This is a genomic window from Aquimarina addita (assembly GCF_039539305.1).
GTDB lineage: Bacteria > Bacteroidota > Bacteroidia > Flavobacteriales > Flavobacteriaceae > Aquimarina > Aquimarina addita.
Window position 1 is genome coordinate 1 of the sequence record NZ_BAABCW010000008.1, and the last position, 18,898, is coordinate 18,898.

An 18,898-nucleotide genomic window follows, 5' to 3' on the forward strand; every position below is an offset into this window, starting at 1 on the left:
CCAAATCCTATCAATGAACACAACCAAAATCAATAACATTCTACATACCTCCCTTGGCGGGTGCAAACCTACTAACTATTCACGTATAAACAAGACTTTTTTTAAAGTATTTTTAAAAGAAATGACAACCTCCTGAAAATACAAGATTTACAAACAAAAAAATCAATAATCAATACCGAAATATAAAGGATAGCTGTACCTATATGGACTAAAAGTAATATTCTAAAAAACCCAATAATACACTCGCTCTTCAATTTACTATCTTTTCTGACCAGACTATTCATTAAAGAAAAGTAATACCCTTTTAACCAAATAGTCATAAAAGAAACAAAAAAAACACTCCTACTCTACCTATATATAATAAATTAACCAAATTTTAAAACAGACTAGTCATTATAAATTAAATAAGACTGATAAGATCAAGCTAAGTTCAAGTAACTTAAATTCTAAAATTAAAAACACAAACAATACTAACCATCAAAACTTCGTGTTCGAAAAATAAAAAAAAAACTCAAAAAACAATAAATATACATTCTTATCATATAATTCTATAATAAATAAGGTAAATGCAAAACTTCTATTAAATGTATCCTATAAATATTGTGTGGATTTTTTTATCGTATTATCTTTACCGACCTAATTAAAAGATGATGATTAAAATTACGTTGCCTGATGGCTCGGTTAGAGAATATAACGATGGTATTTCTGTTATAGACGTTGCAAAAGATATAAGCGAAGGTTTTGCGAGAAATGTAATTTCCGCAAAATTCAATGGCACTATAGTTGAAACAACGACACAGTTAACCACTAATGGCAACTTGACCTTGTATACCTGGAAAGACAATGAAGGTAAAACAGCTTTCAGACACTCCACTTCTCACGTCTTAGCTCAAGCTCTTGAAGAATTATATCCAGGAGTTAAACTATCCATTGGCCCTGCTATCGATAATGGTTTTTATTACGATGTAGATCTAGGTGATGATATTATTTCTGAAAAAGATTTTAAGAGGATTGAGACTAAAATGATTGAGATTGCAAGAGGTAAGCATGAGTTTAAAATGCGATCTGTTTCTAAAGCGGATGCCTTAGCAAAATACAAAGAAGAAGGTAATGAATATAAAACCGAGCTCATAGAGAATTTAGAAGACGGTACTATTACATTTTGTGACCATTCTACCTTTACTGATTTATGTAGAGGCGGACACATTCCTCATACAGGAATAATAAAAGCTGTAAAAATAATGAGTGTAGCCGGAGCATACTGGCGAGGAGATGAAAACAACAAACAACTTACTCGCGTTTACGGAACTTCGTTTCCTAAACAGAAAGAGCTTACAGAATACCTATCATTATTAGAAGAAGCTAAAAAACGTGATCACAGAAAATTAGGAAAAGAGCTTTCTCTTTTTACCTTTTCCACTAGAGTGGGCCAGGGATTACCCTTATGGCTTCCTAAAGGTGCTGCACTTCGTGATCGCTTAGAGCAATTTTTGAAAAAAGCTCAGAAAAAAGCAGGGTATGAAATGGTGATTACTCCTCATATTGGTCAAAAGGAGCTGTATGTTACTTCTGGACATTATGCTAAATATGGAGAAGATAGTTTTCAACCTATCCAAACACCGGCTGAAGGTGAAGAGTTTTTATTAAAACCAATGAATTGCCCACATCATTGTGAAATATATAATAGTGAACCATGGTCTTACCGTGATTTACCAAAACGTTTTGCTGAATTTGGTACTGTTTACAGGTATGAACAAAGTGGAGAATTGCATGGATTAACAAGAGTACGGGGATTCACTCAGGATGATGCCCATATTTTTTGCACCCCTGATCAACTGGACACAGAGTTTAAAAATGTAATTGATTTAGTATTATATGTATTTGGTTCATTAGGATTCGATAATTTCACAGCACAGGTTTCTATAAGGGACTTAGAAACTCCTGAAAAATATATTGGGGATGTTGTTAATTGGGAAAAAGCTGAAAATGCAATTATCAATGCTGCAAAAGACAAAGGACTTGACTATGTGATTGAAACTGGGGAAGCTGCTTTTTATGGTCCAAAATTAGATTTTATGGTAAAAGATGCCTTGGGCAGAAGTTGGCAGTTAGGAACCATTCAGGTAGATTATAATTTACCCGAACGTTTTGATCTGAATTATAAAGGAAGTGATAATGAAATGCACAGACCTATTATGATTCACCGAGCGCCATTCGGCAGTATGGAACGATTTATCGCTATTTTACTAGAACACACAGGCGGTAATTTCCCCTTATGGTTAATGCCTGAACAAGTTATTATACTCTCAATCAGTGAGAAATATGAAAAATACGCTGAAAAAGTTTTAAATTTGTTAGAAAATGACGAAATTCGCGCCCTCTGCGATAATAGAAACGAAACAATCGGTAAGAAAATTAGAGAGGCCGAAATGAAAAAATTTCCATATATTGTTATTGTTGGAGAACAAGAAGAAAAAGACAATACGGTGTCAATTAGAAAACATGGAGGTGATGATCTAGGAAGTATGGAAATAAAGAAGTTTTCGGAAATTATACAAAAAGAAATCGATAGAACGTTACAACCGTTCAACGTATAGATATAAAAGAATTAGTTTAATTTAAATTATTTAGTCATAGCAATTAGAAGAAGAAGATCCCAAAAGCCCCTAAGGGTTATTAAGGAAGATGCCCACAAAATCAACAATAAGATACGTGCTGAAGAGATACGTCTTGTAGGTGACAATGTAGAAGTGGGTGTTTATCCTACTAGGAAAGCACTAGAGCTTGCTCAAGAACAAGAATTAGATCTTGTAGAGATTTCGCCTAAAGCGATCCCGCCTGTATGTAAAATTATGGACTATAAAAAGTTCCTTTACGAACAGAAAAAGAGAGATAAAAGTCTTAAAAATAAAGCTACAAAGGTTATAATTAAAGAAATCAGATTTGGACCAAATACTGATGAACATGATTATGAATTTAAGAAAAAGCACGCAATTAAATTTTTAAGTGAAGGTGCTAAATTAAAAACCTACGTTTTCTTTAAAGGACGATCTATTATTTATAAAGATCAAGGACAGATATTATTACTTAGACTTGCTCAGGAATTAGAGGAATATGGTAAGGTAGAACAAATGCCTAAGCTTGAGGGTAAAAGAATGATTATGTTTATTGCTCCTAAAAAGAAGTAATTATAACAGAACCAGATATAAAGGATTTCTATATAGAAATTTTTAAAGATAATAAGTGAGATTATTATAAAAACAAGGACATAATGCCTAAAATGAAAACTAAATCCAGTGCTAAAAAGCGTTTTAAGCTTACCGGAACTGGTAAAATCAAGAGAAAGCACGCTTTTAAGAGTCATATTTTGACTAAAAAATCTAAAAAGCGTAAGCTTGCTTTAACGCACACAGCATTAGTGCACAAAAGCGATGAAAAAAGTATTAAACAACAATTACGTTTAATGTAATCACTGTTTAATCAGGTTAAAATTATTGTAAACCCAGGAGTTAGGCTCTTATATTATTACATCTACCTAGTAGTTGTTAATTATAAAAACCAAGTGTTGATGATCAACCGCCTACTACTAAAAAATTTAAAATTATGCCAAGATCAGTAAATTCAGTTGCGAAAAGAGCTAGAAGAAAAAGAGTTCTTAAGCAAGCAAAAGGTTACTTCGGACGTCGTAAAAACGTTTGGACTGTAGCAAAAAATGCGGTTGACAAAGCAATGTCATATGCTTATAGAGACCGAAGAAATAAGAAAAGAACTTTCCGAGCACTATGGATCGCCCGTATTAATGCAGGTGCCAGATTGCACGGTATGTCTTATTCTCAATTTATAGGAAAAGTTAAAGCTAATAATATCGAATTAAACCGAAAGGTACTCGCTGATTTAGCAATGAATAATCCTGAAGCTTTTAAAGCTGTTGTAGAAAAAGTAAAGTAATTTTTAAAAATTAAAATATATCTCACTTTTATAGAAAAACCCACTAGTTTAGTGGGTTTTTTTATGCATTGTCTCAAAAAAACAACACTTAATCGATGAAATTTGCTTTTTATCCTTAAAATATATGGGAATTATACTTTCTTTAACTATCTTTGTACGATCAATATTATAAGATGAAAGAAGCCCCCACTTTATTTACATCCATGTTTTTTAATTATGACCAATTGGTATCTAATCAAGGGCATAAATTTCGTGGTATAAAACTTTCAAACATACCTATCACTTTTGAAAGAATGGTTGCATCTATTTTTGATTTCTTGCTTAATAAATTAACACTGCTATACCACTCTCCCATTCCTAATACAATGGTTTACACAATTCACACAATATATATCAGGACTATTTCTTTAATGTTAATTCGGGGATTATTAAATAGGAAATTTAATTTTTCCTATCAACCGATAAAAGTGAAGCCCAACAATGATACGACAATGGTTTAAAAATTTATCTGGAAAAAAGCATCCTCATATTGCCGATACTCAAGATGAAAAAGATCTTATAGCGCTAATCAATTATCTTTGGAACGAGGTTGACTTACGTCATAATACCCCTGATCTAAAGACGAAAGTAGATGATTTCAAAAGTTTTTCATTAGAAAACAAAATACATTATCTCCCCCGAATATATTTAACATTAGAAGATTACCTGACTCAGAAAAATTTAATCCGTAGACATACAAAACAAACAATTCAAAATAAAGTTATAACCGACTTCAAATTTGCATTTCAATATAAAAACTTTGAACTTATATTTGACACATTACAGGGACAAGAAATCGCATTATGTAGTGTTTTTTTAAGTAAAGTTCTTGACAGATCTTCAGAGTTAATTGGAAAGCTTGAAGATTCAGAAATAACGGAGATTAAACAATCTTTACACACTGATTTCAATACTGTTAATTCTAATTTCATAGCACAAAGAAAACAACTAATGACGTTTTCTTCTGTACTATTTTCTAAAATACAGCAACATCTTGGAAAAAACCTACTCTCCAATATCTACTTAATTGTTTATAAAGAGCAATTTGAGTCCTATCATTTATTAGATTCTTTTACTGCAATCTTAAGTGTTATTCCTGAAGGAATTTTTGACAAAGAACTCATCAACTTCCCCAGTAAAAAACAGATGTTACGAATGTTACAGAAACAGTTGTTTAGTCTGGAAGAGGTTAATGATAAACTAACTAAAGAAATTATAGAAAGAGAGAAAATAGAAGATGAATTAAAACATAGTGAGCAACTAAAATCAAATATTTTAGAGACTGCTATGGATGGAATCATCTTAGTGAACAAGCATGGTATTGTCTTAGATTGGAATAAACAAGCTGAAACCATTTTAAAAGTTACTAAAGACGAAGCCAAAGGTAAAAGTATTTACCCCCTTGTTCCCGCAAAACTTCGAGAAGAATTAAAAACCAGTATTATTGATTATATAAATAATGGAAACGGTCAACTAATCAATAAAAGAGTAGAGACTTCTTTTTTTCTTAAGGATAAGACCATCGTTTATGTAGAACTTACTATTGTGGCTATTAAAACGAAAGATGATTACTTATTTAATGCATTTTTCAGAGACATTACAAATAAGAAAATTATAGAGAATGAAATCAGGGAAGCTAAGGTATCTGCAGAAAAATCAGCGCAGGTTAAATCTACTTTCTTGTCTAATATGAGTCACGAAATCAGAACACCTCTCAATGTAATTCTAGGCCTTTCTGGTATTTTACAAAAAAGTGATTTCACTGATATTTCTAGAGATAGAGAAAACCTACACGGAATTCAATTTTCTGCAGAAAATCTGTTAGTTCTTGTAAATGATATTTTAGATTTTTCTAAAATCGAAGCTGGTAAATTGATTGTAAACAAAGTTGACTTTAATATCCATGAGCTTATAAAAAACCTCTCTAAAGGTTTCAAAATAAAGGCCGATGAAAAAGGTCTTCGCTATAAAGTTGATATAGATCCTTCTTTGCCTAAATTCATCATAGGTGATCAATTCAGACTCAATCAGATTCTCACTAATCTATTAGGTAATGCTATAAAATTCACCCAAAATGGGGAAGTACAAATATCTATACAAACCAAAAAAGAGGATGATACTACAATTAGTATTCAGTTTTCTGTTAGCGATACTGGTATAGGTATCTCTACAGATAAATTAAATAACATCTTTGAAAGCTTTTATCAGGTTCATAAACCAGCGACCCAAAAAATTGAAGGTACCGGATTAGGACTATCTATTTCAAAACAACTGATTGAATTACAGGGTGGCTCATTACAGGCTAAAAGTGAAATCAATAAAGGCTCCCGTTTTGAATTTGCTATTACTTTCAAAAAAAGTAAATTAAAATCCTCTGAAAATCTTAATCAAAAAACAATTAACTCTAAACATATTTCTAAAATAGAAGGGATGAAAGTTCTTGTTGTAGAGGATAATAAAATGAATCAATTTTTCATGAAACAAGTATTCTCTAATTGGAATATCAAAATTGATATTGCAGATAATGGAAAAATTGCTCTGGAAAAATTAGATACAAAAAAATATGACTTGATTCTTATGGATATGCATATGCCCATTATGGACGGTCCAGAAACGGCTATACATATAAGAAATTCTAATGATCCTGAAATAAAAAATATTCCTATAATCGCTTGTTCAGCAGATGTATTTCCTGTGTCTAAGAAGATTGCCATAGAATCTGGCATGAACTTCTATTTAACCAAACCTGTTAGTGAAAAGGCCTTAGAAGAAATATTATCTAGTTTACAACCATTCTCGCTAAAAAGTAATACTTTATTAGAAGAAGTAGAAACGATTAGCTACGCTATTAAGGCCAATGATATTAAAGAGTTTTGCGATTTTTCAATTTTAAAACAGACTTTTGAAAATGATATTGAAGTTATTCAATCCGTACTTCATATATTTATAGAAGAAACTACTCAGGATTTTGAGTTACTAAAAAACTTAGTTTCAAAAAAAGAATACATTCAGGCGGGAGAAATTGCTCACAAAATGAAATCCAGTTTTAAAACACTTGGAATTAATGAACTTTCTGATATGCTTCAAAGAATTGAATCTGATGCAAAAAATGGCAAAGATTTAAACTCAATTTCTGGTATTTTTAATGATATTGAAAGATTATTTCCTCACGTAACTAAAGAAGTTGAAAAAGAAATAGGTATTCTGTCTACTACATAAAATTGTCCGTGTTTTTAATGGATTTCTTATGCAATTTAGAATACTTTTTACTTTTAGAGATAACGGTTAATATTATACTAACGTATTTTAAAATCTGCTACTTCAAATTTCATATAATTTGAATTAGCAGATATATTATTGCTACACATCTTTTCTATTTCATAAATTTGTTCTCTGATATATATGGAATGAATACAATTACAAGTCATCAAAATCCTAAAATAAAGTTTCTAAATTTACTGAAAGATAAATCCCGAATTCGCAAAAAAGAACAACGTTTTATAATCGAAGGCAATCGCGAAATTTCTCTTGCAATTTCTGGAGGGTATCATATAGAACAATTGTATTACTGTAGTTCTATTGCTACCAAAAATGAACTACAGCTCATTCTGGATGTAATAGATAATTCTATTGAAGTTTTTGAAATTCCTTCAGAAATTTATCAAAAGTTAGCATATCGATCGACTACAGAGGGCGTACTCGCAGTAGCGATTTCTAAGGATCTTTCTATCAAAAATATATCTCTCAAAACTCAAAACCCGTTAATTCTAGTTGCAGAATCACCAGAAAAACCAGGAAACATAGGAGCATTATTACGTACTGCTGATGCTGCACAAGTAGATGCGGTTTTAATTGCAAATCCAAAAACAGATATATATAATCCTAATATAATAAGATCCAGTGTAGGCTGTATATTTACTAATACCATAGCCACGGGTTCTACACAGGAAATTATTGATTTTTTAAAAAATAATAAAATAAACTTATATGGTGCGGCATTACAAGCATCTGTAAATTATTATACACAAAACTATACTAAACCTACCGCAATTATCGTTGGTACTGAAGATAAAGGCTTAACAGATGAATGGTTAAAAAACACCACCCAGAATATTAAAATTCCGATGAGTGGTGTTATAGATTCAATGAACGTCTCGGTTGCTGCAGGAATACTAATTTTTGAAGCAAAACGACAACGTGATTTTATTGTGTGATACACAAAAAATTCATTAAATTACACATACCAAAGCATCCCATAGCTACAAACCTACATTTATGACATCATCTTTGCTTTTTTATCTATTAATAGCAATTATTATTATTGTATTTTTAATTGACTTGTTATTAGATTTGCTTAACGCAAGACATTATACAAATGTTATCCCCGAAGAACTCTCTGATGTTTATCCAAAGGATGAGTATGAAAAATCTATAGCCTATAAAAAGACCAACCATAAATTTAAAATGGTTTCTTCCTCTATTTCACTATGTATTATGTTGCTTTTCTTTTTTCTTGATGGTTTTGCATGGGTAGATAGAATCGCAAGAAGTTTTTCTGGCAATACCATTGTAGTTGGACTTATATTCTTTGGTATTATTATGATCGCAAGTGATATCCTTTCTATACCTTCCTCCTACTATCAAACCTTTGTTATTGAAGAAAAATTTGGTTTCAACAAAACCTCTATCAAGACATTTTTCATGGATAAGATAAAAGGTTTGATTATGATGACTCTTGTAGGTGGAGGAATTTTAGCGCTCATCATATGGTTTTATGATCTTACAAAGAGTAATTTCTGGATTTATGCCTGGGCATTAGTTTCTGTTTTTACATTAACAATGAATATGTTTTATGCAAAGTTGATTGTACCTTTATTTAATAAACAAACCCCTCTAGAATCAGGAGAATTAAGAGATACTATTGAAGCATATTCTAAGGATGTAGGATTTCAATTAAAAGATGTTTATGTTATTGATGGGTCTAAAAGAAGTACGAAGGCTAATGCCTACTTTTCCGGTATCGGTAGCGAAAAAAGAATTACTCTGTATGATACACTTATCAAAGATTTAAGTAAAGAAGAGATTGTCGCAGTGTTAGCTCATGAGGTAGGACATTATAAAAAAAGACATGTCATCGTAAATCTTTTATTATCCATACTTCTTACTGGTCTTACTTTATGGTTCTTATCTCTTTTTATTCAAAACGAACTTCTCTCTGAAGCCTTAGGAGTAGCAGTTCCTTCTTTTCATATTGGATTAGTCGCTTTTGGTATTTTATATAGTCCAATTTCAGAAGCTACTGGATTAATAATGAATCTGGTTTCGCGAAAATTTGAATATCAGGCAGATAATTTTGCTAAAAAATCTTATAATGGAGAAGCCTTAATCAATAGTTTAAAGAAATTATCTAAAAACAATTTAAGCAATTTAACCCCCCATCCAGCCATGGTATTTATACATTACTCACACCCAACACTTTTACAAAGAATAAAAAACCTTAGAAACGAAATCCATTAAAATAGCCTTGGTGGTTACAATTCTTAATTGTATTTTTAACTTATCTTGTTATTTAATTATATTTATTTTAATAAATAAGATTTCACGCATTACTAAAAACAGGGCTTTCTAAGAAAACTTTATAGTATGACTGAAGCCGCCATAGAAGAAGAAAACAAACAAATTGCAAAGCAATACAAAGAATTGCTTCGCATTAGTTACCGAGATCTTAGTAAAGAAGATAAAAAACTAATCCGACAGGCTTTTGATATTGCTGTGGATGCCCATAAAGATCAACGTCGTAAAAGTGGAGAAGCCTATATTTTTCATCCTATTGCTGTAGCTAAGATTGTTGCTTCAGAAATAGGTCTTGATGCTACTTCTATTGCCGCTGCATTGTTACATGACGTTGTAGAAGACACTTCCTATACGCTGGCGGATATTGAACAAATGTTTGGGGAAACTGTAGCACGTATTGTAGATGGTCTTACTAAAATTTCTTCCTTAAAAAAAGACAGAGATATTTCGCTACAAGCGGAAAATTTCAGAAAAATGTTATTAACTCTCAATGATGATGTCAGAGTAATCATTATTAAAATTGCGGATCGCTTGCACAATATGCAGACGATGGATGCAATGCGTCCTGATAAGCAAATTAAAATAGCTTCTGAAACCTTATATATCTACGCCCCTCTGGCACATCGAATTGGATTATACAATATCAAAACAGAATTAGAAGACTTAGGCTTAAAATATACAGAGCCTGAAGTATATAGAGATATTCTTGAAAAAATAAAAGAAAGTAAAGAAGAACAAGATGAATACATTGGGCGATTCTCTAACAAAATAAAAGAAGGACTTGATAAGGAAGGGTTAAATTATGAAATCAAAGGACGTCCTAAATCCATCTTTTCTATTCGTAGAAAAATTATCAAACAAAATATATCTTTTGATGAAGTGTATGATAAGTTTGCGATACGGATTATCTATAAGGCAGACAATATCGAAAATGAAAAATTCATTGCCTGGAAAATCTATACTATTGTTACTGATTACTATCGTCCTAATCCAATCCGGTTAAGAGATTGGATTTCTCAACCTAAATCAACTGGATATGAAGCTTTACATATCACCGTTATAGGTCCTGACAGCAAATGGGTAGAAGTTCAGATTCGTAGCGAACGGATGCATGAAATTGCAGAAAAAGGATATGCAGCACATTACAAATACAAAAATTCTGAAGAAAAGCAAGAAGAAGGATTAGAAGGATGGCTTGACAGACTACAGGAAGCATTAGAGAATTCTGAGGCTAACGCCGTAGATTTTGTGGAAGAATTCAAACTTAACCTATATTCTAAAGAAATCTTTGTTTTTACACCAGAAGGAGATTTAAAATCTTTGCCTAAAGGTGCGACAGCACTTGATTTTGGATTCAGTGTACATACAGAAGTAGGTTTAAGAACCAGAGGATCCAGAGTAAATGGTAAGCTAGTTCCTCTTAGTCACGAACTCAATAGTGGTGATCAGGTAGAAATTATAACCTCGACTAAATCAAAACCTTCATCTAACTGGTTAGATTATGCAACTACTGCAAGAGCCAGGTCAAAAATAAAAGCAGCACTACGTGATGAAAAAAAACAAATAGCAGAGGAAGGAAAAGTTATTTTAAAACGTAAGCTGCGTTCACAAAAAATTGTGTTAAATGAGAAAGTCGTCAATGAGCTTGTTTTATATTTTAAACTAAAAACTAGTCAGGATCTTTTCTACAGAGTTGGTATTGGAACCATTGATAATCAAAAAATCAAAGAATTTGCTACCACTCGTAGTAACGTTTTTATGAATTTTATAAAAACGAGAATGCGACGAGGAAATGCTAAAGATCTTAATAAAGATGAAATTACTTCTAAATATGATCTTCTAGTTTTTGGTAAGGAATCAGAAAAATTAGAATATAAATTAGCAAATTGTTGTAACCCCATTGGAGGAGATGCTGTGTTTGGGTTCATTACTGTTAATGAAGGGATCAAAGTTCACAAGAAAGATTGCCCTAATGCATTACAGTTACAGAGTAATTATGCATATCGCATTATAGCAGCTAAATGGATAGACTCTAGTCAGGAAGAATATCGAGCGGTTATTAAACTTAATGGTATTGATAATATTGGTGTAGTAAATGAGGTTACCCAGATCATCTCGAATAATATGCATCTAGCTATTTATAACATGAACTTTGATACGAATGATGGTGTTTTTACAGGAAAAATAACAGTAGGTGTACAAAATAAGGATACCTTAAAAACGGTAATCCAGAACTTATCAAAAGTTAATGGCATTGATAAGGTAGCTAGAGAGTAATTAAAATGTTTAATTTCGTTTTAATTCCTTTCTTCGGGGTTAGGGGACTAATAAAAAATAGCGTAACTTTGCGTTTTTAAGCGTATGAGTATCAAAACAACTACACAGAACGATCAAAATATCGTTAAAAATGTCTTTACCGGTTTCCTAGAGGAAAATGGGCATAGAAAGACACCAGAACGGTATGCTATACTACAGGAAATTTATGAAAGTGAAGAACATTTTGATATAGAATCATTGTATATCAAAATGAAAAACAAAAACTATCGTGTAAGTAGAGCTACCCTTTACAATACGATAGAATTACTTCTTGATTGTAAGCTTGTTCGCAAGCATCAATTTGGTCAAAATCAAGCACAATACGAAAAATCATATTTTGACAGGCAACACGATCATTTAATTCTTACCGATACCGGTGAAGTATTAGAATTTTGTGATCCAAGAATTCAATCCATAAAGAAAACAATCGAAGAAATTTTTGATGTAGAAATTACCAATCATTCATTATATTTCTACGGAACAAAAAAGAAACCAACTAATCAACAAAACTAATGGCAGTAAACTTATTACTTGGTCTTCAGTGGGGAGACGAAGGTAAAGGAAAAATTGTAGACGTTCTTACAAAAAAATACGACATCATTGCTAGATTTCAGGGAGGTCCCAATGCAGGACATACACTAGAATTTGATGGAATCAAACATGTTTTACATACCATACCCAGTGGAATTTTTCATGATAAAGCCATCAATGTGGTAGGTAATGGCGTTGTTATTGACCCTGTAATCTTTAAAAATGAAATTGATAATCTGGCAAAGTTTAACATTGATTACAAATCAAAGTTATTAATCTCGAGAAAAGCACATTTAATATTACCAACTCATAGAATTTTGGATGCAGCCTCAGAGGCCTCTAAAGGAAAAGCCAAAATTGGCTCTACATTAAAAGGTATAGGTCCAACGTATATGGACAAAACTGGTAGAAATGGGATTCGTGTAGGGGATTTAGAACTAAGCGACTGGAAAAAAAGGTATCGTAATCTTGCAAATAAGCATGAATCTATGATCGATTTCTATGATGCTAAGATAGAGTACAATCTGGAAGAATTAGAAAAAGAATTCTTTGCTGCAGTAAAAATGTTAAAAACATTGACATTTATTGACAGTGAAGAGTATCTATATCAAGCACAAAGAGAAGGAAAAAAAATATTGGCTGAAGGTGCTCAAGGATCTTTATTGGATATTGATTTTGGAACATATCCATTTGTTACTTCCTCTAATACTACAGCCGCCGGAGCTTGTACTGGTCTGGGTGTAGCTCCTAATAAAATAAAAGAAGTATTCGGTATTTTTAAAGCCTATACTACCAGAGTAGGTAGTGGTCCTTTCCCTACAGAGCTTTTTGATGAAGACGGAGAAACCATGGGACGTGTAGGTAATGAATTTGGTGCAACAACAGGAAGAGCACGCCGATGTGGATGGCTGGATCTTGTAGCCTTAAAATATGCCGTATATGTAAATGGAGTCACTCAATTGATTATGATGAAAGGTGATGTACTTAGCGGATTTGACACCCTAAAGGTATGTACTGCCTATGATTATCAAGGTAAAACGATCACGCATCTACCCTACAATATAGAACCAGAAAATGTAACTCCTGTATATACAGAGGTAAAAGGATGGGCAGAAGATCTTACAAAAATGAACGACAAATCACAGTTCCCTAAAGAACTTAATGAGTATATTGAATTTTTAGAAAAAGAACTGGAAACACCTATTACTATTGTTTCTGTAGGACCTGACAGAACACAAACTATTCATATGTAGTTTTCTTCTATCATTGCAACAAACCAAAATTCCTTACGTATCTATATATGTAAGGAATTTTTATTTTACATAAACCCATACCATCATTAGCTACAATTTTCGTTATTTTGCAACTCAATTACACATCATACTTTAATCGTATTATACTTTGAAGAACTACCTTTTATATAGCATCTGTATATTATTTTTTTCTGCACCACTTATAGCACAAGAAGACGAAGAAAATAAAGAAGGCAAAAAAATAAATATTCAATCAGATCGAACAATCAAAGATGAAAAACGTTTTCCGGGAGCCACTATTATGGCAAAGGTAGACAAGCAGGTGTATATAGAACACGAAGGGATCGAGATTTGGTGCGATCAGGCAGTACATTATGGTGCTGATAAATTCGTACGTGCCTTTGGTAATGTAAAAATGGAACAGGGAGATACACTTACGATGACCAGTGCATATGCTGAGTATAATGGAAATACTCAATTTGCCTATGCCAGAGAAAAAGTATTTATGGAGACTCCTTCTAATACCTTAACAACAGATACCTTATTCTTTGACCGGTTAAAGCAACAAGCCTATTATCGTAGCGGTGGTACGGTAAAAGATTCCACAAAAACCAATACCCTGACCAGCAAGATCGGACGTTATTTTATGGATGCAGGAAAATTTTCATTTAATACAAATGTAAAAATTGTCAACCCAGAGAATACGGTAGATTCTGATCGTCTGGATTATTTTAAAGAAGATGGGCATGCATATCTGTATGGTCCCTCTACCGTTAAAGGAAAAGAAAGTACATTGTATTGTGAACGTGGATTTTATGATACTAAAGTAAAAACCGGATATGCTATTAAAAATGCTCGCGTAGATTATGATAATCGAACCGTTTTTGGAGATAGTATTTTCTATAACAGCGCCATTCAGTTTGCTTCTGCTACTAATAATATTAGAGTGCTGGACACCGCCAATCAGTCTATAATCACTGGACATTATGCCGAGGTTTTTAAAGATAAAGATTCCGTTTTTATTACAAAAAGAGCACTGGCAGCAACATTGCAAGAAAATGACTCTCTATTTATTCATAGTGATACTTTACGAATTACAGGTAAACCAGAGAAAAGAATTCTCAATGGATTTTATGATGTACGCCTTTATAAAAGTAATATGAGTGGAAAAAGTGATTCTATCAATGTGGATCAAACCACCGGATTAACTAAAATGATTGGTTCACCGATCCTGTGGACACAACGAAACCAAATGACCGGAGATACCATTAAAATTATTTCTAATAAAGTAACAGAAAAAGTAGACTCTCTCGTGGTGTATCAAAATGCATTTTTAGCACAGGAAGACACCTTAAAATTAGGATTTAATCAGGTAAAAGGTCAGATATTATATGGATTGTTTAAGGATAATGAAATCTATCAAATTGATATTGATAAAAATACAGAAACCATATTCTATCAGAGAGAAAGTGAAGGTGATTTGAAGCTTATTGGTATTAATAAAGTATTATCCAGTTCTATACAATTACTACTGGAAGATCGTGAGATTGTAGATGTTTATTATTATCAAAATGTAGATGGTATTCTCTACCCAGAAGAAGAACTACCAGAAAATGCACGGGAGTTATCAGGTTTTAATTGGCGGGGAGATGAACAAATCCTAAGCAAGAAAGACCTCTTTAGAGGAGAAAAACCGCCGCAGCTGACAAAGATAAAAGGCTTACCACTCCCTGTAGAAGAAGAAGATTTCTTTGATGAAGAAACCATAAAACGTCTGGAGGATAACAAAGGGGAAGGATCTCGATTACTGGAACAAAAACTAGAGGATGCCGAATTAAAAGAAACCAATGAAGAGTTAGACTCTATTCCTTCTACCCAGCAGCAATTACTAAAAGAGCCTTCTCTAATCAAAGAAAAAGATACAATAACAAAGAAAAATGCAGCCATAGACCTTGATTTAGAACGTAATGCAAAAGAACGGGATAGTATCACCGTAACAACTATCAAAAAAGTAAAGGATAGTATTAAGTAATGGTCTGTTGATATGAAGAACTAGTTATAAGGTAGTAGGCAAGAAGTGTTATGTAATGAATTACCTTTACCAAAATGTATAAGACATCAGAAAGAAGATTCTTTATATCCTGAAACTTGAATCTAAATGTTATGGTTCTATTCGCTGCACACGAGGCAGAGCCTCGGAGAATTTTATTGATTAAAAACCTGAAAACAAATAAGTTTTTAAAAATTTGAAAAAAGATTTCTTTACATATCAAGCACAGACCACACCGCACCCATTAGCTATGGAGGTATCTCATGCTGAGGGAAGTTATATTTTCTCTACAGATGGTAAAAAATATCTGGATTTTGTAGCGGGTGTTTCTGCTTGTAGTTTAGGACATAGACATCCACGTGTAGTTGATGCCATTAAAAAACAATTGGACAAATATCTACATGTAATGGTGTATGGAGAATACATACAAAAACCAGCAGTAGAACTCTCTAAGTTATTGGCTACACTCCTACCCGCTCCATTAGAAAAAACCTATCTCACCAATTCTGGAACAGAAGCTATAGAAGGGGCTTTAAAATTAGCAAGACGTGCAACAGGAAGAAGTGAACTGATAGCTGCCAATACCGCATATCATGGCAATACTATGGGATCTATGAGTGTCATGGGATATGAAGAACGTAAACAAGCTTTTAGACCATTAATTCCTGATGTTTCATTTATTACCTTTAATAAAGAAAAAGATTTACAACGAATCACCGAGAAAACGGCGGGTGTAATTTTAGAAACCATACAAGGAGGTGCTGGATTTATTGAGCCACAAAATGAATATTTAAAAAAAGTAAGAGAACGTTGCAATCAGGTTGGTGCTTTATTCATTTTGGATGAAATACAGCCAGGGTTTGGAAGAACGGGTACTTTATTTGGATTTCAGCAATATGATATGGTTCCTGATATTGTTGTTATGGGTAAAGGAATGGGCGGAGGCCTTCCGGTAGGAGCTTTTACTGCGTCAAAAGCACTAATGGATCAGCTTATGGATCATCCTAAACTAGGTCACATTACTACGTTTGGAGGTAATCCCGTCATAGCAGCAGCGGCTCTCGCCACCTTACAGGAAATAACTGAAAGTGACTTAATGGCAGAAACGGTAAAAAAAGAAAAATTGATCCGTTCTATTTTAATCCATCCACTCATTAAAGAGATACGAGGAGTAGGATTAATGCTTGCTCTGATCACACCATCTGCAGAAATAACTAATAGAATTATCACTCAATGTCAGGAAGATGGACTGATTCTCTTTTGGTTACTTTTTGAACCAAATGCAATCCGTATAACTCCCCCACTCACCATATCAATAGAAGAGATCAAAGAAGGTTGTCAAATTATAGTCAATATTTTAAATACTATATAGTCCAACAAAACGAACTATTATACTTATTTATCCGTTTAATATCCTTATATTTAATTAATTGAAACTTCACTATCACACGATCGACACGATCTAATCATTTTTAAAATAATGGCACTTACATTCATTACGCGAGTAATGGTACAGATTTTGTTAATTAGTTTGTTAAAAACAATTAGTTTCTGAGGTATAATGATTCCAATTCATTTGTAATTTTAATACGAAGGAAATCAATAATGCTAAATAAATTTAGTTGGAGTAGGTAACTGTGTACTTGCAGGTTGAGGGAAAACAAAAAAGTATAGTTGTTATTTTCCGTGATTTATTAGGCATCCTTTTTTATAACATAGACAAGACCGGATGAAATTTAACCACGAAGAATTCGAAGAAAATAATTTATCCATTACTCGATATGAGTCGATGTTGAGATCTAATGATGTCAAGTTTTTTGATTCTGATGAGTTTGAATCTATTATTCATCATTATCTGGAAAACGGAAAAATTGCAAAAGCAAAAAAGGCAATTTCTTTGGGGCTTTCGCAGCACCCCTCTTCTGTAAATTTAAAGTTATTACGAGTAGAGGTATTAGTATTTGAAGATAGATTAGACAAAGCAAATATGCTTTTAGTTCAGCTTCATGCTATAGAACCAGAAAATGAAGAAATTTATATTCAGAAAGCCAATATTCTCTCTAAACAAAACAATCATACAAAAGCCATAGAATTATTAAATACAGCGCTTAAGTATACGGATGATGATGCGGATATATTTTCATTGATCGGTATGGAATATCTTTTTATGGATGATTTCCAAAATGCTAAAATCAACTTTATGAAATGTTTAGAAGTAGATAATAATGATTATTCTGCTTTATATAATATCATTTATTGTTTTGATTTCTTAGAGGAACATGAAGAAGCTATTAGTTATCTTAATAAATTTTTAGACAAAAATCCTTATAGTGAGGTTGCCTGGCATCAGGTAGGAAAGCAATATTATGATCTAAAAGATTATAAAAAAGCACTGGCTGCATTTGATTTTGCGATTATAAGTGACGAATATTTTATTGGTGCTTATCTGGAAAAAGGTAAAGTATTAGAAAAATTAAAAAAATATAATGAAGCTATAGAAAACTACCGCATCACATTAGAACTGGACGACCCTACTTCTTTTGCCTTATTAAGAATCGGAAAATGCTTTGAACGACTAGGAAGTGATGACCTTGCTATTCAGCACTATTCAAAAACTGTTCACGAAGATCCATTATTAGATAAGGGATGGATAGCTATTACCGATTACTACATGCGTAAACGCAACTATCAAAAAGCTTTGTACTATACCAATAAGGCAATTAGCATAGATGCTGAAAACATTTTATACTGGAAACGATATGCTAAAATCAATAATAGATTAGGTTTTTATGAAGAGGCAGAACGTGGGTACAGAAGAACATTAGAATTAGGTAATTATGAACTGGAAACTTGGCTAAACCTCTCTGATATCCTTCATCGTATTGGAGAACCAGATGCTGCAATTCAGAGTATGCATCAAGCTATAGAATTTTATCCTGAGAATGCAGAAGTGCAATATCGACTGGCAGGAATGCATTACGAAAAACAAGAATTAAGTAAAGGAGAATTTCATCTTAGAAAAGCATTAGAGTTGGATACAGAATATACAATTATTCTTGAGGAATTATTTGAAAAAGTTTTTCAACTTACTCTGGTACAGAACCTAATATCCGAATACACTGTAGACTAAGCTATAAGTTTCCTAATATTCTATACCCTGTACCTTTAAAAGAACACTATAAAATTA

Annotated in this window: 13 protein-coding genes; all 13 read left to right on the forward strand. The window is 32.5% G+C overall.

From position 1 onward, the window contains the following. The first annotated feature begins 650 nt into the window (after positions 1-650). The 13 genes from thrS (at position 651) to ABD816_RS11105 (ending at position 18,841) form a co-directional block, all read left to right on the forward strand. On the forward strand, positions 651-2,597 hold the full coding sequence (thrS, locus tag ABD816_RS11045) for a threonine--tRNA ligase (protein ID WP_344927617.1): 1,947 nt from the start codon (positions 651-653) through the stop codon (positions 2,595-2,597). A gap of 78 nt (positions 2,598-2,675) precedes the next feature. Then, on the forward strand, positions 2,676-3,188 hold the full coding sequence (infC, locus tag ABD816_RS11050) for a translation initiation factor IF-3 (protein ID WP_344927618.1): 513 nt from the start codon (positions 2,676-2,678) through the stop codon (positions 3,186-3,188). 83 nt (positions 3,189-3,271) lie between these two features. Continuing rightward, the gene (gene rpmI, locus ABD816_RS11055; protein ID WP_344927324.1) at positions 3,272-3,469 is read left to right on the forward strand and encodes a 50S ribosomal protein L35; all 198 of its coding nucleotides are present in this window, start codon (positions 3,272-3,274) and stop codon (positions 3,467-3,469) included. 134 nt (positions 3,470-3,603) lie between these two features. After that, positions 3,604-3,948 carry a 50S ribosomal protein L20 gene (gene rplT, locus ABD816_RS11060; RefSeq protein WP_344927326.1) on the forward strand — a complete coding sequence of 115 codons (345 nt, stop codon included), beginning with the start codon at positions 3,604-3,606 and terminating at the stop codon, positions 3,946-3,948. 480 nt (positions 3,949-4,428) lie between these two features. After that, positions 4,429-7,206, forward strand: coding sequence for a PAS domain-containing hybrid sensor histidine kinase/response regulator (locus ABD816_RS11065; RefSeq protein ID WP_344927328.1), 2,778 nt, complete (start codon positions 4,429-4,431; stop codon positions 7,204-7,206). A gap of 188 nt (positions 7,207-7,394) precedes the next feature. Further along, positions 7,395-8,201, forward strand: coding sequence for a TrmH family RNA methyltransferase (locus ABD816_RS11070; protein ID WP_344927330.1), 807 nt, complete (start codon positions 7,395-7,397; stop codon positions 8,199-8,201). A gap of 61 nt (positions 8,202-8,262) precedes the next feature. After that, positions 8,263-9,504: a M48 family metallopeptidase gene (locus tag ABD816_RS11075; RefSeq protein ID WP_344927331.1), complete on the forward strand. Its 1,242-nt coding sequence runs from the start codon at positions 8,263-8,265 to the stop codon at positions 9,502-9,504. A 126-nt stretch (positions 9,505-9,630) separates the two neighbouring features. After that, entirely contained in the window at positions 9,631-11,838 is a 2,208-nt protein-coding gene (locus ABD816_RS11080; protein WP_344927333.1) for a RelA/SpoT family protein, read from the forward strand. An 84-nt stretch (positions 11,839-11,922) separates the two neighbouring features. Then, positions 11,923-12,390 (forward strand): Fur family transcriptional regulator, encoded by a 468-nt coding sequence (locus ABD816_RS11085; RefSeq protein ID WP_344927335.1) that lies wholly within the window; start codon positions 11,923-11,925, stop codon positions 12,388-12,390. Then, positions 12,390-13,661 carry an adenylosuccinate synthase gene (locus tag ABD816_RS11090; protein WP_344927337.1) on the forward strand — a complete coding sequence of 424 codons (1,272 nt, stop codon included), beginning with the start codon at positions 12,390-12,392 and terminating at the stop codon, positions 13,659-13,661. Before ABD816_RS11085 ends, ABD816_RS11090 begins: the two co-directional genes overlap by 1 nt. Before the next feature lie 148 nt (positions 13,662-13,809). Further along, positions 13,810-15,693, forward strand: coding sequence for an OstA-like protein (locus ABD816_RS11095; RefSeq protein ID WP_344927338.1), 1,884 nt, complete (start codon positions 13,810-13,812; stop codon positions 15,691-15,693). Positions 15,694-15,907: 214 nt separating this feature from the next. Next, positions 15,908-17,083, forward strand: a complete 1,176-nt coding sequence (locus tag ABD816_RS11100) for an aspartate aminotransferase family protein (RefSeq protein WP_344927339.1) — start codon at positions 15,908-15,910, stop codon at positions 17,081-17,083. Positions 17,084-17,440: 357 nt separating this feature from the next. Continuing rightward, on the forward strand, positions 17,441-18,841 hold the full coding sequence (locus ABD816_RS11105) for a tetratricopeptide repeat protein (protein WP_344927340.1): 1,401 nt from the start codon (positions 17,441-17,443) through the stop codon (positions 18,839-18,841). Positions 18,842-18,898 lie beyond the last annotated feature (57 nt).

Excerpts from the sequence above, each read along its gene's own strand:
- ABD816_RS11075 (WP_344927331.1), top strand. The coding sequence starts at position 8,263 with ATGACATCATCTTTGCTTTTTTATCTATTAATAGCAATTATTATTATT.
- rplT (WP_344927326.1), top strand. The coding sequence starts at position 3,604 with ATGCCAAGATCAGTAAATTCAGTTGCGAAAAGAGCTAGAAGAAAAAGA.
- thrS (WP_344927617.1), top strand. The coding sequence starts at position 651 with ATGATTAAAATTACGTTGCCTGATGGCTCGGTTAGAGAATATAACGAT.
- ABD816_RS11065 (WP_344927328.1), top strand. The coding sequence starts at position 4,429 with ATGATACGACAATGGTTTAAAAATTTATCTGGAAAAAAGCATCCTCAT.
- ABD816_RS11105 (WP_344927340.1), top strand. The coding sequence starts at position 17,441 with ATGAAATTTAACCACGAAGAATTCGAAGAAAATAATTTATCCATTACT.
- ABD816_RS11085 (WP_344927335.1), top strand. The coding sequence starts at position 11,923 with ATGAGTATCAAAACAACTACACAGAACGATCAAAATATCGTTAAAAAT.
- ABD816_RS11080 (WP_344927333.1), top strand. The coding sequence starts at position 9,631 with ATGACTGAAGCCGCCATAGAAGAAGAAAACAAACAAATTGCAAAGCAA.
- ABD816_RS11070 (WP_344927330.1), top strand. The coding sequence starts at position 7,395 with ATGAATACAATTACAAGTCATCAAAATCCTAAAATAAAGTTTCTAAAT.
- ABD816_RS11090 (WP_344927337.1), top strand. The coding sequence starts at position 12,390 with ATGGCAGTAAACTTATTACTTGGTCTTCAGTGGGGAGACGAAGGTAAA.
- rpmI (WP_344927324.1), top strand. The coding sequence starts at position 3,272 with ATGCCTAAAATGAAAACTAAATCCAGTGCTAAAAAGCGTTTTAAGCTT.